Consider the following 15,628-nt stretch of genomic DNA (forward strand, 5'->3'; position numbering starts at 1 on the left):
GGGTGTCGCGGCGTCCGCGCCGCGGCTAAACTTGGCCTCGCGCCGCGGGGGACACGCGGTGCGGGACGATGAACATGAGCGAACAGGGCGAGACGGGTGAGGCCATCACCATCCTCCTCGTCGAGGACGACGCGCCGACCTGCTGGCGGCTCCAGGATGCGCTGGTCAAGGCCGGCTACAAGGTGCGCAGCGCAGGCACGCTCGGCGAGGCGCGCCAGGCCCTGAACGGCGGCGCGCCGCGCGTGCTGCTGACCGATCTGCGGCTGCCCGACGGCCATGGCATCGAGCTAATCCGCGAGACCCGGCAGCGCTTTCCCGACACCGAGATCATGGTGATCTCGGCGCTCGGCGACGAGGAGAGCGTGATCTCGGCGATCACCGTCGGCGCCACCGGCTATCTCCTGAAGGACGCCTTCCCGACCGATATCGCCACCACCGTGCGCGATCTGGTCGCCGGCCATTCGCCGATCTCGGCCTCGATCGCCCGTTTCATCGTGCGCAGAACGCAAGGCGTCGCGCCGAGTTCGGTCGAGCCGCCGCGGGGTCCCGTACTCAACACCGCACGACTCACCCCGCGCGAGATCGATATCCTCTGGGGCATCGCAAAGGGTTTCAGCTACGCCGAGATCGCGAGCCATCTCGGCCTCTCCAGGCAGACCGTGCCCGGCCACATCAAGAACATCTATCGCAAGCTCGAAGTGCACACGCGCAGTGAAGCCGTGTTCGAGGCGGTGCAGCAGGGCCTGATCAAGCTGTGAGCGAGATCGCGGTGAAAGCACCTGCGCGACCGCGGCGCCGGCTGATCGCGGCGCGCCTCGTGCCCTATCTGCTGCTACAGGCGCTGATCGTGATCGTCACCATCCAGGGGCTGCGGCTGCTCCAGCCCAGCGACCCCGACGATTATGCCGTGAGCGAATTTTCGCTGCGGGAGGACGGCACGACCCGGGCGGTGACGTTGCCGCATTTCACGTCGTCGCGCTACGCGCTCCAGGACCCGCCGCTCTATTCGGGCACGTTCGTCTTCAAGCCCGATGCGGCAAACACGGCCTGGTCGGTCTTTCTGCCGCGCTTCAGCAACGGCGTGGAGGTCGCGGTCAACGGCGTCGCGATCCTGGACTCCCGGCGCGATCCCACCGCCAACCGGCCCGACCGCAACACGCCGGAGATCGCACTGATCCCGTCGTCGCTGCTGCGCGACGGCAGCAACGAGATCACCGTGCGGCTGTTGGTGTGGGGTCCGCTGCGAGGCTTCCTCGACACCGTCTATGTCGGGCCGGACGAAAGCCTGCGGGGAGCCTACGAGACGCGCACGCTGCTGTTCGTGACGCTGCCCGTGGTGTTCTCGGCCTGGCAATCGTTGCTGGCGGTGATCCTCGCCATCATGTGGCTGATGCGACGCCGCGAGCCGGTCTATGGCGTGCTGGCGGCAGGAATGCTCGTCGGCGCGATGCAGGCCTTCGCGCCGGCGCCGCTGCCGCCCGCGCCTTATCCGCGGCTGGCCGCCATCCTGCTGGCGTCCGCGCCGATCGAGAGCGCGCTGGTCGTGACGTTCGCGGTGCTGTTCTTCGGCTGGCGCTGGCCGCGCTACGGGCTGCTGTTGTTCGCGCCGGGGCTCGTCATCCTGCTGGTCGGGCTCTTTGCGGGCCAGCCGATCCCGCGCATCACCTTCCTGTTCCTCGGCGTGCCGACCGTGGGCCTGTGCCTGATGCTGCTGGTCGTCATCCTGACGTGGGCGGTGATCAGGCGGCAGGACGCGGCGAGCTTTACCTTCGGCTGCGCCGTGACCATCGTGCTGACCTGCTGGTTTCACGACATGCTCTCGGCGTTCGAATTCGTGCCGGACGATCGCACCTTCGTCACGCGGCTGTCCTATTCCGCGATGCTGGTGGCGATAGGCGCCGGACTGACCTGGCGCTTCGCCCGCGCGCTCAACGAGGTCGACAGCTTCGCCGGCCAGCTCATCGCACGCGTGCGCGAGGCCGAGGAGCGGCTGAAGGCAAGCTTCGCCCGCGAAGAAGAGCGGGCGCGGGCCGCCGCACTCGCCAACGAGCGCACGCGGCTGATGCGCGACCTGCATGACGGCCTCGGCGGCCAGCTCGTCAGCATCGTCGCGCTCTCCGAGCGTGGACACGAGGGCGCGACCATCACGGACGCTGCGCGCGCCGCGCTGAAGGATCTGCGCCTGGTCATCGATTCCATGGACGACATCGGCGGCGACCTGATGCTTGCGCTCGGCTCCTGGCGCGAGCGTGCGGCGGCACAATTGCGGCCACACGACGTCGCACTCGAATGGCACGTGGCGACGCCGCAGGGCCTGCCGCTCCATCCCGAACTGCGGCCATGGCACGTCATCCAGATCGTGCGCATTCTCGACGAGGCCGTGACCAACGCGGTCAAGCACGCGCAGGCGCGCCATATCGTTGTTACCATCGAGACGCGCGACGATGGCCAAGGAGATGGTGACCGGCCGTGTGGCGTGATCAGCGTTGCGGACGACGGCATGGGCTTTGCCCTGTCCGGCAACGGCGAAGCCGGGAGTGCAGGCCAGACCGCGCGGGGTCTGCGCAACATGCGAAGCCGCGCCGCGCGCTGCGGCGCGGTGCTGGATCTGGCCTCGGATTCCTCGGGGACGCGCGTACGGCTGCAACTACCGAAAATCTTTCCCGATAGCGACGCCGCCGCCACGGGCTGAAAAGCCCCCTCCCCGAACGTGTGGGACGCACGGAGAGAGGGAACGGGCCGGATTATCGTCATGCGGAGGACGGGGGGTTCGTCCGCAAGTCATCCTTTCGCCCGAAGCGATGCAATCAACTCAATCAAACGAGATCGTCAGCGCACGCCGACGCGATTGACCGGGCCTCCGCGATTCATCGGCGTTCCCGCACGAACGCCGACGCCGGGCGCGCCGACCCCGGGCGTCGCCACCGCGACCGCGGCGGCCGGCGCAACCACCACCGCCCCGGTCGGCCGCACCACGCAGCCCTTGGGCACGCCGACCGTCTTGCAATAGACCACCGCCTGCGCCGGGCTCGTGCCCAGCGACACCATCGCCGCACCCGCGAGCATCATGACCGTCAGGCCGGCGCTCAGCGCTCCCACGTTTTTCGACATCTTGCTCTCCTGCTTCCCGTTCGGCGCCCCGATGCAATCACCGGGTTTCGCAGCCGACGTGCAGCCTGAATGGCAAAAGACGGCGCGCGGATACATGCCATGAAGATGGGGGTGTGGCGGGCGAGCCGATGCCATGAACATGGCATGGACCGGCAACGCCCTCCGCGAGATGGTCCGGCTCACCCGATCCCAGCGGGACCCGTCACAATCCCAAAGAGGTGTTTCATGAAGACTTCAGTTCTTGCCGCGCTGCTGCTCGCTGCCGCCATCCTGCCCGCCGCTGCGCAATCCGGTCCGACGCCGCAGGAGCAGATGGCCTGCCGCGGCGACGCCGGCAAATTCTGCGCCGAACATGTCGGCAAGCCGCCGCAGATGAATGCCTGCCTGCGCGAGAACAAGACAAAGCTCTCGGACGCCTGCCGCAAGGTGGTGGAGTCGCACGGCGGGTGATCTTCTTCCCCCTGTGGAGAAGGTGCCTTGCCAATGGCAAGGCGGATGAGAGCTGCCTCGACGCACCCAGAGCAGAGACTCTCTACCGCGAGCCACCCTCTCCCGCGAAGAAGGGAGGGGGACAGCAGCTAATTCGTCAGGCCATAGACGTCGATGCGGCCGTCATAGGTCGGGCGATAGATGCGGCCTTTCCAGACGATCGGACGGTTGAACTTGGGATGCATGAAGGCGTGCTCCGGGCCCCAGTCCTCGCTGTCCCAGATCACCTGGAGCCGTTTGGAGCCATCCGGATTGGTGGCGAAATTCTGCGCGTCGTAGACCAGGAAGCGGCCCGGACTGAGAATCATGTTGCTGTCCTGATAGGGCACCATCGCCACGATGATGCCATCGGTGCCGTTGTTGGCGGCAAGCGTGATGCTCCAGCCAGGCATGCCGCCCGGCGGACGCGGCGATTGCGGCGAGGCGATCTCGTTGCCCCCGGCGAGATAGGTCGTTCTCCCGTCGGCCGCAATCGACCAGGCCCGCAAGGCGCTGTTCTCGCCGCCGACGAAATGCATGGTGCCGTGGGTGGCGGACTGGAACAGCAGCGGCGTGCCATGCAGATGCCGCGTCGCGCCGCCGGGAAACACGTTCAGCTCCATCGGTGACGCCGGTGCCGGCGGCACGGCGGGATCGAAATACGTGTACAGGATCGGTGGCATGAGAAGCCTGTTGTAGTTCGCCGCGAAATGGCCGGCCGCAAGTTCGCCCGGCTGCGTCTTGCCGAGCGCATTGGCATTGCCGGTGTAGAGGATGCCGTCCTTGCCCGCGGCCAGAATGGCATGGGCGGAGGCGACGTAGACCGGACCGCCGGAACCGAAATCCTGGTCGCCCCACATCGACTCGTTCATCGCCTCCATGTGATGCGCCACGACCGGCGCGATCTGCGCATCGGTTGCACTGCGACCCGAGGTGACCGCGACATGCGGCATCTCGCGCGCATACCGAGGCTTCAGCGTCATTCCCATGCGCCTTGCATGCGCGATCACAGAGGGCAGGGAAACATTCGACGGCAACGCCAGTTCGTCATTGTCGTCGTCGGCGGCTGCTGCGTCCGCGGCCGCGCCGACCCGGTTGGCGTCGGTCCATGGCGCCCACCACGACATGACCTCGAAATGCGCATGGCTTCCGGTGTGCAAGGCGAGCCGCACGATGCTCTCGCCGAAATCGCCATGCTGCGGCGAGAACGCTCCGTTGCCGGTGATGACGTAGATTGAACCGTCGGGAGCGAGGGCCGGGCCGGCCCCGCTCTGCCACAGCCCGCCGCCGGAGCCGGTGACGGTGGAGCACCACGACGCAGCGAGCCGCCAGGCATGGACGTCGACCGCGAGCAGCCAGCCGCGCGCCGTCTTCGACGTCTCGGCGATCGTGCCGAAGGGAATCAGCACGTGGTTCCGCGTCAGCGTCAGGGCGCTGCGCTGCTTGCGCTGGGCCGAGACGAATTTCTGCACCGGCAGGCCGTTCGGCGGCGTGTAGACCGCGCCCTCCAGGTTCAGCAGCCCGTGCACCTTCGAGCCGTCGCGGATCCGCAGCGCCGCGAGGAAATGCTGCCCCTTGGCGACGCTGCCGTCGTCGCTGATCCAGGCGCAGGCATAGAGAATGCTCGCCCCCTCGTCGATCACCGGGGTCGAGAGAATGCCCCAATGGACGTTGGTCATGTGGCCGTCGATCACCCTCGTTCCGACGATGGGACGCCCCAAGTTGGTCGCCCAGATCTTCTCACCGGTCACAGCGTCGAATGCATAAACCCAATTGCCCATGCTGGCCTGCAAGATCAGGTCGCGGGTCTTGCCGTCGGCCGTGTGCACGCCGCCGACCGCCAGCGGCTGCGCCTCGAGCCTGGGATCGTCGGGAATCGGAAGGCTGAAGAGTTTGACGATGCCCCTGCTGCGGACGGCGGTCGCCGTCAGCACCGTCTCGGAATTGTTCGCACCGGTACGGGCACGGTCGTAGCTGCGGGTCGTGACGGAGGCGACCATGGTCAGGCTCCGTAGGCGAGGAGGCTTCCGGCCGCAATCAGGCAAGCCGCCGCAAGCGGTCGTACGTCGCGCAAGCCTGCGCGCCACCCGCTCGACACGGCGGCTCCGCAGGCAAAGCCGAGCCCGGCCATGATCGCGCTCGACAGTGCGGCAACGGCCGGCGCATCAGGCGTGCGCGACACGAGATTGTCGATCGCCAGCAGCGGTGGCAGCACATAGAACCAGCCCGGCGCATTCAAAAGACGTTGCGCGATGGGGTGGCGCACGACCAGCGATGCGCCGCACGCGATCAACAGGATCGCTGCGAGCCCGCCCGCGACCGGCATCGTGACGCCGAGCGCGGAACCCAGCGCATCGCAAGCGCCGAACATCAGAATGAGCGGCAGCACATGCGGTTGCGGAACGATGAGTGCGAGCGCAAAGGCCACGATGAGACTGTCCGCGGACGTCCACAACAGATGTATCGACATGGAAACCTCTAAAAGGTTTGCAATGCGAAATAAGTGAGGTCAGTCGAGAAGGCCGCCCCGTCGTCCGCCTTCGAGGGCCATTGCAGCGCGGTGAAGCCGCGATTCCGCGCGTGTCGCGCGAGAAAGTGGAGCAGCCAGGCAATGCCGGCTCTATCAACCGGCGTCGGCACGGTGACGCCTTCGCGGTACGGCGCGAAGAAGCGACCCCAAGCTAACAGCGCTACGCCCATGACGCGGCCTTTGGCTAGCGACGCCAATCATGCATTGAACGGAGATCGTCTGGAAGTTGAAATTCGAGACAAGCACGTCCGCAGAACGAACCGTCGCTCACGATCGCGTGCACGACGGCGAGGATGGGCGCTAATCGTCGTCAGACCCGAACAGCCTGATCTGCGGCAAGCCGCCGCGCGGCCGGCTCGCGACATCGCGCGCGTCGGAATCTTCGCGGATGTTGCGCGCGACGTCATCCCAATCGGTGCGGTCGCGCATGCCGCGCGGCTCGCGGGGATCGTAGTGCCGGCGCTCGGCCCAGCGCTCGCGGCGCTCCGTGCGGCGCCGTTCGGACGCGGCGCGCTTCACATCGGAATCCCTGGCCTTGGCATAGGCGTTGTCGGGTGAGGATGGCTGCTCTGTCGATGCCTGCTGCTCGGCAGGCTTTGCGACTTGCGGAGGCGATGCCGGTGCCGGCTTGGGCGGCTCGGCCGCGGCCGCCTGGGAAGGCTGCGGCGCTGGCGGCTCGGCGTTCGCTTGACTTGCCTGCCTGTCGGGCTTTGCGGGTTCGGATTTGGCTTCGGCCTGTGCCGGCGCGGCGATCATGGCGCCGAAGGCTTGCGAGCCGGTGAGATATTGCAAGCGCTCGGACGGAGCGTCCGTCGTCGCTGGTTTGGCGGCTTCAGCGCGCTGCGACATCTTGCTCGTGTCCGGCCCCTGCTTGGGCGCGACCGGATTCATGATATTGCCGGCGACGATGCCGCCACCGAGACCAATGGCGATGGCGGCAACGATCGTTCCGGCACCGACGAAATAAGCTGTCGAGGCGCGCATTGATCCACTCCCTCTTTGGAGCGGGCAACGCTTGCCGATTGCCGGATGTTCCCGATGCGGGGCGCAGTTCCCGGAGGAACTTGCGCGTCAGATCTGCTGCGCGACTTTTTCAAGCCCGATGATGCGGGCGAGCTTGCGCACTTCTTCCTTCTGATCCTCGCGCAACTGGAACAGCAGCGGCATTGCGGCCGACTTCAACTGCTGGACCTCGTCGCAGTTCGGATCGATCGGCACGCCCGGCGCGTTCGGATTGGAGAGCTTGTTCGCAGAGATCTTGCGGACGACATTGCGCAGCGCGGTCTCGACCGAGGGCCAGTAATATTCCTGCGACGACGACAGTTTCAGGCGATCCCTGATGCCCGCGATCTGTACGTCGGACAGCAGCGAATAGCTTTTCTGCGGCTGCGGCTTGGCGGCGACCTTCGGCTTGGCCGGAGCTTCGACCGGAGCCTCTGCGGCAGCAGGCGCTTCATGCACACTCGCCTTGGGCATCGGGAAATCGGCGGGCGTTGCGGCGGCAAACGCCTGGCGCAGCGGCTCGGTCAGCACCGGCGCCTGCGAAAGCTTGTCGGCGGGGACCTGGACCGGATCGATCGCGGCCGAGGCCAATGCCAGCGTCGGGACCAGGCGGTCGGCCTTGGCGGCGCGATTTGTCGAAAGCTGCTTGGGCGGCGGAGCCTGCGTGATCATCTCTGCGCTGACGCTGGGCACGCTGTCACGGCCAAGGATGGCGGTGGTGGCGGCGCCGAGGACGAGGAAACAGGTCAGCACGACGATGGTGATGGCTTTGGACAAACGTCTCTCCAGGCCCAGCTTCAAGTCCACGTGATGGGTGCCCGGAAACTGGGCGGTAAATAAGGCTTAACCGTGCCATCGTAACGGCAATCGCGCGGACTGCGGCGACATGCCCGAAATCTCAAGAAAATCAGGCAGCTAGCGCCAGGTCGTAGGCATCCTGGATGTCGGCGACGATCTCGGAGGCCTCCCAGACCGCGCGCGGCTCGACCGATTGCAGCGTCACCGTCCAGTTGCCGCCCCGGCGGGTGCGGGGGACGCTGAGGATGTCGAAGCGCACGTTGCGGCACAGCGGATGACGGGCCAGAGCATGGGCCACGCGGACCCGGATTTCGTCCAGCGTCGCGGCTGTCTTGCTATTGAGAAAATCGAAGTCCATCGCCTGTCCCTCTCGGTCCTGATTGGCGGCCGTGAGGGGATTCTTGGCGGGCGTTGGTTAATCTGCCGTTAAGTACGGGGCCGCGGGGGAGCGCTCGATTAACTGTGATCGGGGCCGACGGCCCCTCCTCTCCCTCCCCCGCAAGCGGGGCGAGGGGAAGGACGCCGCCTACCGCCCGCCCGCATCGCGATATTCGGCGAGGGTCCGCGCCACGAGATCGTCGACCGCCATCACGCCGGTCACGCCCGATGTCGCGTGCCCCCCGCTCCAGATATCGCGCCAGCGTTTCGGGCGGTTTTCGCGCGCGTCGACGTCAATGTCCTTGCCGATGTCGATCGCGCCACGCGCCGGCAGATCGTCGGGATCGAGGCCCGCAGCCACGATCGACGGCTTCAGCATGCTGGTCTGCAACCCCGTGAACGCGGTGGTCAGCAAGATGTCGTCGGCGCTGCTGTCGACCAGCATCTCCTTGTGGCGCTCGTCCGCCATGCTCTCGCGCGTCGCGATGAATTTCGTGCCCATGTAGCCGAGATCGCAGCCGAGGACTCCAGCCGCATGCAGCGCGCGGCCGTCGCTGATGCCTCCGGCGAGCACGATGATGCCGTCAAAGAATGCGCGCACCGCGCGGACGAACGCGAACGGATTGAGCCAGCCGGTCTGCCCGCCGGCGCCCGCGGTGAGCAGCACCAGCCCGTCGGCGCCGGCTTCCGCCGCGCGCTGGGCGTGGCGGATCGAGGCCACGTCCGCCAGCACCAGCGCGCCGGCATCGTGCAGCGGCTTCAACACCGGCGCGGGCGACCCAACAGAGGTGATGACGATCTCCGGCTTGTGTCGCAGCAGCACCGCGAGATCCTGCTCAAGCCGCGCGTTGGAGCGATGCACGATCAGGTTCGGGCAAAGCGGCGCGGCCTTGCGACCTGTGTGATCTTCGTGTTGCCGCAGTCGCGTTTCGATCTCGGTGAGCCACGCCTCGAGCTGTTCCGTGCCGCGGCAATTCACGGTGGGGAAGCTGCCGATCACGCCATTGCGACAGGCCGCGACCATGAGTTCGACGCCCGACACCAGAAACATCGGCGCCGCGATCAGAGGCAGAGCGAGACGATCACGGAAGTGTTGCAGTCGATCGGATGTCACTCACGCCTCCTTGCACGGGCTTTGTCGTTCCATCCCGCATTCTCTGTGCTAGCGTTGCGCACAAACATTGGCACGTCAAAAGCCGATGACAAAACAACGGGGAAACATATGTCCGATCCGCTCCACGCATCGTCCCCGACTTGCGCGCAGACGCTGCGGGCACTGTCGCGCTATCCCGGCCGCACCGCTTTCGCCTGGCCCGGTGGATCGCTGAGCTATCAGGGCACCATCGACCTGATCGGACGCATCCAGGCCGTGTTCATGCGGCTGGGCTTGCAGCCCGGCGCGCGCGTCGCGTTCCTCACCGCGAACCGTGCCGACACCTGGTGCGCCGGTGTCGCCGCGCAATTATCCAGGCTCTGCGTCACCTGGCTGCATCCGCTGGGATCGAGGGCAGACCAGCTCTTCCAGCTCGAGGATTCCGAGGCCGAGATGCTGGTGGTCGATGCCGCCACCTTCCGCGATCGCGGCGGCGAGCTTGCCGCGAGTGCGAGCCGGCTGAAGGCAGTCTTCACCACGGGACCGGCCGACTATGGCGTCGACCTCCTGCAGGCGATCGAGATCGAAGGCCATGCCAGCGCGCATTGCTTCGCCGGCCCCGACGATCTCTCAACGCTGAATTACACCGGTGGCACGACCGGAAAATCCAAGGGCGCACTGCGCTATCACCGCGAGAACGCCGGGGGTGCTGCCGCGATCCTCGCCGACTTCGAGATCCCGGACACCCCGCACTATCTCGCGGTTGCCCCGATCAGCCATGTCGCCGGCACGAAAGTCGTGCCGACGCTGATGCGCGGGGGCACCGTGCACATGCTGAAAGGCTTCGATCCCGAGGCGGTGCTGGCAACGATCGCGCGCGAGCGCATCAATTTTACGCTGTTCGTGCCGACCATGATCTATGTGCTGCTCGATCATCCCGCCTTAAGCAAGACCGATCTGTCCTCACTGGAGCTCGTGCTCTATGGCGCATCCGCGATGTCGCCGAGCCGGCTGGTCGAGGGCATCGAACGCATCGGGCCGGTGTTCTCGCAGCTTTACGGGCAGACCGAATGCTATCCGATTTCGGTGCTGCGCAAGGCGGATCATGATCCAAAAACGCCGGAGTTGTTCCTGTCCTGCGGTTTCCCGATCTCGGCCTGCGAGGTCAGGATCCTGGACGACAACGACCAGGAAGTGAAGACGGGCGAAGCCGGCGAGATCTGCGTGCGCGCGCCGCATGCCATGGCCGAATACTGGAAGCGGCCCGACATCACAGCCGAGACGCTGAAGAATGGCTGGGTCCACACCGGCGACGTCGCGCGCAAGGACGAGCGCGGCTACATGTTCATCCTCGACCGCAAGAAGGACATGATCGTCTCCGGCGGCTTCAACATTTTCCCGCGCGAGGTCGAGGACGTGCTGTCGCAGCATGCGGATGTCGCGATGGTCGCGGTCGTCGGCATTCCCGACGAGAAATGGGGCGAAGCCGTCACCGCCATCGTCGTGCCGCGTGAGGGGGCACAGCCCGATCCGGACGAGCTGATCAATCTGGTGAGGACGCGAAAAGGCTCGGCACATGCACCGAAGCAGATCCAGTTCGTCAAGCAGCTGCCGATGACCGGCGTCGGCAAGGTCGACAAGAAGGTGCTGCGCGCAGGCTTCTGGAGCGGACGGGACCGGTTGGTGGGGTAGTCATCCCGATCTGCAACTTGTAGCAGGCAGCACCGCACGTATTCCCGCGGCCGGACCCCGGGGTTCTACGGGTCGCTGTGACCCGCGAACAACAGCTCGGAAGGGACTTTTCAGGCACGCCGTCCGCGCAATTGCGGGCGAATCAACGAATCAACTAGACCGCTGACGGGGCTGGGAAGCGGAGTATCAAATGAGAGTCGCTTCCTTGGAAAGTGCGTTGGCCGCGATCACGTTGATCACGGCTATCATCGTCCTGCTGTGGGAGATCAAGATCGTCTACGGCAGCTGAACTGGCAGGACGCTGGCGTCGAACAGAGACCTCCGGACAAGAAGAGGTTCGCGACCAGGGCATCCCTTCCGCGGCGGCGGAAGTCTGCCGTTCCATCGGCGCAAGGAGCGATCACGGCGCTTGCCGACACGCTTACCGCTTTTCGATCACCAGACTCTGCACCGCCCGGCCGAAATAGCCGTGACGATCCGCGAGCCGCGACATCGCGAGGCCGGCGCCGTCGGGACCGATCCAGGATTCGCCGTCGAGCAAGATCCACTCGCCGACCGGCTGGCGCGATAGGTTCACGGTGAGGTCGGCATTGATGTAGGTCCAGGCACGGAAGTCGAGCGTCGAGGCGGTGCCGTTGGAAAAGTCGGCGGCGACCACGGCGCGCATCGCCTGCGAGACCGCTTGGCCTTCGACCAGCGGGTGGTCGAGGCGAAACCAGATCGCGCCGGCCCCGGCCTGGCCGAAGCGGCCGCGCGCGGCGCGCATCGAGACCATGCCTGCGAACGGACTGGTCGCGCCATGGCCGTCCTCGACCAGCGAGTCCTCGGGCGACGGCAGCGTGACCGGCAACTCCTTGACGTCGTCCGGCAACGGCTGTGATTGCCGCTTGATCTTGAGCACGGTGGCACCGACGACCTGAACACCGTCGGCGAACAACTTGATCTCGCAGAGCTGGATCTTGCGCCCCTCGCGCAAAACCTCGCTCTCGATCGTGAGCGGCGCCACCGGCACCGGGCGCATCAAGTCGATGGTGACGCGCGCAACATTCATCGGCACCGGCGTCGGAATGCGTTCCGCCGCCCACGTCACCAGCGCAGACGGCGCCGAGCCGTGCTGCATGCGCCGGTCCCACGGACCGGCAGCATTGGGGCTGGTGACGACGTTGTTGCCGTCGACGCGGTAAATGGCGGTCATGTTTGCACGATATCTCGGCTGGCGTTCCCCGGACGCAGTGCAGCGCGTAAGCGGCGCGCTGCAGAGCCGGGGTCCATCTGCTGCAGCGATGGGTCCCGGCTCCGCGCAGCAGCGTTGCACGCTGCAGCGCGTCCGGGACACGAGAGCGGTTAGAGCGGCGGGTCGATCGCCTCGTCATATTCCTTCTTGAAGCGCGCAATCAGATCGGCGGCGGGGATGATGCCGTCGACGCTGCCGATGCCTTGGCCCGAACCCCAGATCTCCTTCCAGGCTTTCGGCTTGGCACGCTCGCCGGAGGCATCCGTGCCGAAGTTCATCTTGGACGGATCGGACGTCGGCAGGTTTTCCGGATCCATGCCGGCCGCGAGGATCGACGGTTTCAGATAGTTGCCGTGCACGCCGGTGAAGAGGTTGGAGTAGACGATGTCGTCGGCCGTCGAACCCGCGATCATCTCCTTGTATTTCTCGACCGCGTTGGCTTCCTTGGTCGCAATGAAGGCCGAGCCGATATAGGCGAAGTCTGCGCCGAGGATGCGCGCGGCGCGGATCGCCTTGCCGTTGCCGATGGCACCCGACAGTGCGATCGGGCCGTCGAACCATTTTCGCGTTTCTGCAACGAAGGCCAGCGGCGAGATGGTGCCGGCGTGGCCGCCGGCGCCGGCCGCAACCAGGATCAGGCCATCGGCGCCCTTCTCGATCGCCTTGTGGGCGAACTTCTGGTTGATCACGTCGTGGAAGACGATGCCGCCCCAGCCGTGCACCGCTTGATTGAGCTCCTCGCGCGCGCCGAGCGACGAGATGATCATCGGCACCTTGTACTTGGCGCAGAGCTGCATGTCGTGATCGAGCCGGTTGTTCGACTTGTGCACGATCTGGTTCACCGCAAACGGCGCCGACGGCTTGTCGGGATGGGCACGGTCATAGGCCGCGAGCTCTTCGGTGATCCGCGCCAGCCATTCGTCGAGCAGCTCCGGCGGCCGCGCGTTCAGCGACGGAAACGAGCCGACCACGCCGGCCTTGCACTGCGCGATTACGAGATCGGGCACCGAGATGATGAAGAGCGGCGAACCGATCACGGGGATCGACAGGCGCCCCTTGAACAAGGCAGGCATGGACATAGGCGAAACGATCCTTTGGTGGCGAGCAAATCGAAAGCTGGAGGCCATACCAACAAGGCAATCTTTCCACTGTCAAGTATTGCGCTTTGACGCCGTGGCGGATGCCGTTACCGCAATTCCAACATGCGGAATTCGCTACGCAAATGCGGGCGGCATCACCCAATCAGATCCGGATTGATCAGCCGCTCGAACGAGAACATCTCGTCCCATTTCTCCTGCGTCAGCAGCTTGCGCTCGACCACCACGATCTGGTGCAGCGACTTGCCGCTCTTGTAGCCCTCGCGCGCGATCTCCGCGCATTGCTTGTAGCCGAGCAGCGGTTTCAGCACCGTAACGATACCCAACGAGTTCAGCACCATGTTGCGGGTGTGCTCTTCGTTGGCGGTGATGCCGACAACGCAATTCTCGCGCAGGCTGTTGACCGCGCGCTCCATGGTGCGGATCGAGAAGAACAGCGCGAACGAGATCACCGGCTCCATCACGTTGAGCTGAAGCTGGCCGGCGGAAGCGGCGAGCGTCACCGTGGTATCGAGGCCGATGACGAGGAAGCTGGTCTGGTTGACCACCTCGGGGATGACAGGGTTGACCTTGCCCGGCATGATCGAGGAGCCCGGCTGGAGCTGCGGCAGGTTGATCTCGTTGAAGCCGGCGCGCGGGCCCGAGGCCAGCAGGCGGATGTCGTTGCAGATTTTCGTCAGCTTGCTCGCCGTGCGCTTGAGCACGCCGGAGAGCTGCACATAGGCGCCGGTGTCCGAGGTCGCCTCGACGAGATCGCCGGCAAGGATGAAGTCGACGCCGGTCAGCGCACTCAAATGCCGGACCGCAAGTTTTGGATAGCCGACAGCCGCGGTGACGGAGGTGCCGATCGCGGTGGCGCCGAGATTGATCTCGCGCAGCAGCGCGCGCGCCTCGGAGATGCGGTCGACCTCCTCGCCGATCGTGGTGCCCCAACCGCGGAATTCGGCGCCGAGCGACATCGGCACGGCGTCCTGAAGATGCGTGCGCCCCATCTTCAGCACGCGCTCGAACTCGCGGCCCTTGGTGAAGAAGGCCTCCTGGAGCTGGCGCAGCGCCGTCATGTAGCTCTCGAGCCGCAGGATCAGTGCCAGCCGGAACGCGGTCGGATAGGTGTCGTTGGTCGACTGGCCGTAATTGACATGGTCGTTCGGGCTGACGTGCTGGTAGTCGCCCTTGCTGAAGCCGAGCGATTCCAGCGCGAGATTGGCGATCACCTCGTTGGCGTTCATGTTGGTGGAGGTGCCGGCGCCGCCCTGGATGAAATCGGTAACGAATTGATCCATCATGTCGCCGGCGATGACGCGGTCGCAGCCCTGGATGATCGCGTCCGCAACTTTCGCGTCGACCGCACCGAGGTCGCGGTTGGCCATCGCGGCAGCCTTCTTGACGTAACCGAGCGCCTTCACGAAGTAAGGCTCCTGGTTCATCGGAATGCCGGTGATGTGGAAGTTCTCCTTCCCGCGGATGGTCTGGACGCCGTAGTAGATGTCGTCGGCGATCTCGCGCTGTCCGAGGAAGTCCTGCTCCGTGCGGCTCATGGGCGCTCCTTTGCTGGCGCTACGTCCTCAGTTCTGGCACAGCGCGCTGGTGACGAAGGTATCGGTGCGGCAGTCATCCGGTTTGCGTTGCCGGCCCGGGATCAGAACCTTGGCCGAGCATTTTTCCGCGGAATCGGCGTTCAGGCTCTTGCCTTCCTTGTAGCCCTTGCTCTGGCAGAGCTGGTCGGCGGCCTGCTTGCAGTCGGGCGCGCCATTCGACGAGGCGGGGCAGGCCATGCGCCCCGACACCATGGCCGACGGCGTCGCCAGCCGCGACAGGTCGTTCATGGTCTCGCTCGGGCTTTTGATCGGCGGCAGGATCGAGGGCAGCTTGTCGAACAGCTTGCCCATTTCGTTGATCAGCCCGGGATTTTCCTCGCGCGCCGGCGGCGACGAAGGAGCTGATGTCGAGGGCGGCGGCGCGGTCTGCGGTCCCTGCTCCTGCAAGCCGAGCGCCGGCGGCGCGGATTGCGGCCAGCCGGTGCCGCCGGCACCGAGCAGGAGCGAAAGCACTGCAAATATCAGCGTCCCCGGTCGGAGGACCGGATTGCCGGATCGAACCATCATGACGGCAACCGTAGCCGAACCCGGCGAGGCGGCAAAGCGCGGGGTTATTGAGCGAACATGATCTTTGCGGAGAACGGCTTCACACGTTGCGCTGAGGCGGCCCTTCGGGTCCGGATCATT

At 65.8% G+C, this 15,628-nt stretch carries 16 protein-coding genes; 4 read left to right on the forward strand and 12 right to left on the reverse strand.

Features of this window, described 5'->3' with window-relative positions; genetic code table 11:
* Positions 1–74 precede the first annotated feature (74 nt).
* Together ACVJ5M_RS00430 and ACVJ5M_RS00435 are read left to right on the forward strand one after the other, a co-directional pair.
* On the forward strand, positions 75–758 hold the full coding sequence (locus ACVJ5M_RS00430) for a response regulator (RefSeq protein WP_063986733.1): 684 nt from the start codon (positions 75–77) through the stop codon (positions 756–758).
* Positions 755–2,692, forward strand: a complete 1,938-nt coding sequence (locus tag ACVJ5M_RS00435; protein WP_063985832.1) for a sensor histidine kinase — start codon at positions 755–757, stop codon at positions 2,690–2,692. The genes ACVJ5M_RS00430 and ACVJ5M_RS00435 overlap by 4 nt, the downstream gene beginning before the upstream one ends.
* 137 nt (positions 2,693–2,829) lie before the next feature.
* Here ACVJ5M_RS00435 and ACVJ5M_RS00440 read toward each other — a convergent pair whose 3' ends face one another.
* Positions 2,830–3,111, reverse strand: a complete 282-nt coding sequence (locus tag ACVJ5M_RS00440) for a hypothetical protein (protein ID WP_014491556.1) — start codon at positions 3,109–3,111, stop codon at positions 2,830–2,832.
* A 225-nt stretch (positions 3,112–3,336) separates the two neighbouring features.
* On the opposite strand from ACVJ5M_RS00440, the gene ACVJ5M_RS00445 reads away from it, so the two are divergent.
* Positions 3,337–3,561 carry a cysteine rich repeat-containing protein gene (locus ACVJ5M_RS00445; RefSeq protein ID WP_063985833.1) on the forward strand — a complete coding sequence of 75 codons (225 nt, stop codon included), beginning with the start codon at positions 3,337–3,339 and terminating at the stop codon, positions 3,559–3,561.
* A gap of 128 nt (positions 3,562–3,689) precedes the next feature.
* Here the strand turns inward: ACVJ5M_RS00445 and ACVJ5M_RS00450 are convergent, their stop codons facing one another.
* The 7 genes from ACVJ5M_RS00450 to ACVJ5M_RS00480 form a co-directional block, all read right to left on the reverse strand.
* Entirely contained in the window at positions 3,690–5,579 is a 1,890-nt protein-coding gene (locus ACVJ5M_RS00450) for a PQQ-binding-like beta-propeller repeat protein (RefSeq protein ID WP_063985834.1), read from the reverse strand.
* A gap of 2 nt (positions 5,580–5,581) precedes the next feature.
* Positions 5,582–6,049: a hypothetical protein gene (locus ACVJ5M_RS00455; protein ID WP_063985835.1), complete on the reverse strand. Its 468-nt coding sequence runs from the start codon at positions 6,047–6,049 to the stop codon at positions 5,582–5,584.
* Positions 6,050–6,057: 8 nt separating this feature from the next.
* Complete coding sequence (locus ACVJ5M_RS00460) at positions 6,058–6,279, reverse strand: hypothetical protein (RefSeq protein WP_063985836.1); 222 nt, start codon at positions 6,277–6,279, stop codon at positions 6,058–6,060.
* A gap of 130 nt (positions 6,280–6,409) precedes the next feature.
* The gene (locus ACVJ5M_RS00465) at positions 6,410–7,093 is read right to left on the reverse strand and encodes a hypothetical protein (RefSeq protein ID WP_231143671.1); all 684 of its coding nucleotides are present in this window, start codon (positions 7,091–7,093) and stop codon (positions 6,410–6,412) included.
* A gap of 87 nt (positions 7,094–7,180) precedes the next feature.
* A complete protein-coding gene (locus tag ACVJ5M_RS00470; RefSeq protein WP_063986734.1) occupies positions 7,181–7,888 on the reverse strand; it encodes a hypothetical protein in 708 nt (235 codons plus the stop codon).
* A gap of 130 nt (positions 7,889–8,018) precedes the next feature.
* Positions 8,019–8,267: a hypothetical protein gene (locus tag ACVJ5M_RS00475; protein WP_028147356.1), complete on the reverse strand. Its 249-nt coding sequence runs from the start codon at positions 8,265–8,267 to the stop codon at positions 8,019–8,021.
* A gap of 168 nt (positions 8,268–8,435) precedes the next feature.
* Positions 8,436–9,401 (reverse strand): NAD(P)H-dependent flavin oxidoreductase, encoded by a 966-nt coding sequence (locus tag ACVJ5M_RS00480; RefSeq protein WP_063985837.1) that lies wholly within the window; start codon positions 9,399–9,401, stop codon positions 8,436–8,438.
* A 108-nt stretch (positions 9,402–9,509) separates the two neighbouring features.
* Here ACVJ5M_RS00480 and ACVJ5M_RS00485 point away from each other — a divergent pair, with 108 nt between their 5' ends.
* Entirely contained in the window at positions 9,510–11,072 is a 1,563-nt protein-coding gene (locus tag ACVJ5M_RS00485; RefSeq protein WP_231143672.1) for an AMP-binding protein, read from the forward strand.
* A gap of 421 nt (positions 11,073–11,493) precedes the next feature.
* Here the strand turns inward: ACVJ5M_RS00485 and ACVJ5M_RS00490 are convergent, their stop codons facing one another.
* From ACVJ5M_RS00490 to ACVJ5M_RS00505, 4 genes are all read right to left on the reverse strand, one after another.
* Entirely contained in the window at positions 11,494–12,267 is a 774-nt protein-coding gene (locus tag ACVJ5M_RS00490) for a thioesterase family protein (protein ID WP_063985839.1), read from the reverse strand.
* A gap of 149 nt (positions 12,268–12,416) precedes the next feature.
* Entirely contained in the window at positions 12,417–13,385 is a 969-nt protein-coding gene (locus tag ACVJ5M_RS00495; RefSeq protein WP_014491545.1) for an NAD(P)H-dependent flavin oxidoreductase, read from the reverse strand.
* A 155-nt stretch (positions 13,386–13,540) separates the two neighbouring features.
* Positions 13,541–14,941: an aspartate ammonia-lyase gene (locus ACVJ5M_RS00500; RefSeq protein ID WP_014491544.1), complete on the reverse strand. Its 1,401-nt coding sequence runs from the start codon at positions 14,939–14,941 to the stop codon at positions 13,541–13,543.
* Between the two features lie 27 nt (positions 14,942–14,968).
* The gene (locus ACVJ5M_RS00505) at positions 14,969–15,508 is read right to left on the reverse strand and encodes a hypothetical protein (protein WP_063985840.1); all 540 of its coding nucleotides are present in this window, start codon (positions 15,506–15,508) and stop codon (positions 14,969–14,971) included.
* Positions 15,509–15,628: the final 120 nt, after the last annotated feature.

The sequence above is a fragment of the Bradyrhizobium sp. S3.7.6 genome, from assembly GCF_054061875.1.

Coding starts and splice junctions, on each gene's coding strand:
- ACVJ5M_RS00495 (WP_014491545.1), bottom strand. CDS start 13,385: ATGTCCATGCCTGCCTTGTTCAAGGGGCGCCTGTCGATCCCCGTGATC.
- ACVJ5M_RS00460 (WP_063985836.1), bottom strand. CDS start 6,279: ATGGGCGTAGCGCTGTTAGCTTGGGGTCGCTTCTTCGCGCCGTACCGC.
- ACVJ5M_RS00500 (WP_014491544.1), bottom strand. CDS start 14,941: ATGAGCCGCACGGAGCAGGACTTCCTCGGACAGCGCGAGATCGCCGAC.
- ACVJ5M_RS00430 (WP_063986733.1), top strand. CDS start 75: ATGAGCGAACAGGGCGAGACGGGTGAGGCCATCACCATCCTCCTCGTC.
- ACVJ5M_RS00490 (WP_063985839.1), bottom strand. CDS start 12,267: ATGACCGCCATTTACCGCGTCGACGGCAACAACGTCGTCACCAGCCCC.
- ACVJ5M_RS00465 (WP_231143671.1), bottom strand. CDS start 7,093: ATGCGCGCCTCGACAGCTTATTTCGTCGGTGCCGGAACGATCGTTGCC.
- ACVJ5M_RS00450 (WP_063985834.1), bottom strand. CDS start 5,579: ATGGTCGCCTCCGTCACGACCCGCAGCTACGACCGTGCCCGTACCGGT.
- ACVJ5M_RS00455 (WP_063985835.1), bottom strand. CDS start 6,049: ATGTCGATACATCTGTTGTGGACGTCCGCGGACAGTCTCATCGTGGCC.
- ACVJ5M_RS00445 (WP_063985833.1), top strand. CDS start 3,337: ATGAAGACTTCAGTTCTTGCCGCGCTGCTGCTCGCTGCCGCCATCCTG.
- ACVJ5M_RS00485 (WP_231143672.1), top strand. CDS start 9,510: ATGTCCGATCCGCTCCACGCATCGTCCCCGACTTGCGCGCAGACGCTG.
- ACVJ5M_RS00440 (WP_014491556.1), bottom strand. CDS start 3,111: ATGTCGAAAAACGTGGGAGCGCTGAGCGCCGGCCTGACGGTCATGATG.
- ACVJ5M_RS00505 (WP_063985840.1), bottom strand. CDS start 15,508: ATGATGGTTCGATCCGGCAATCCGGTCCTCCGACCGGGGACGCTGATA.
- ACVJ5M_RS00475 (WP_028147356.1), bottom strand. CDS start 8,267: ATGGACTTCGATTTTCTCAATAGCAAGACAGCCGCGACGCTGGACGAA.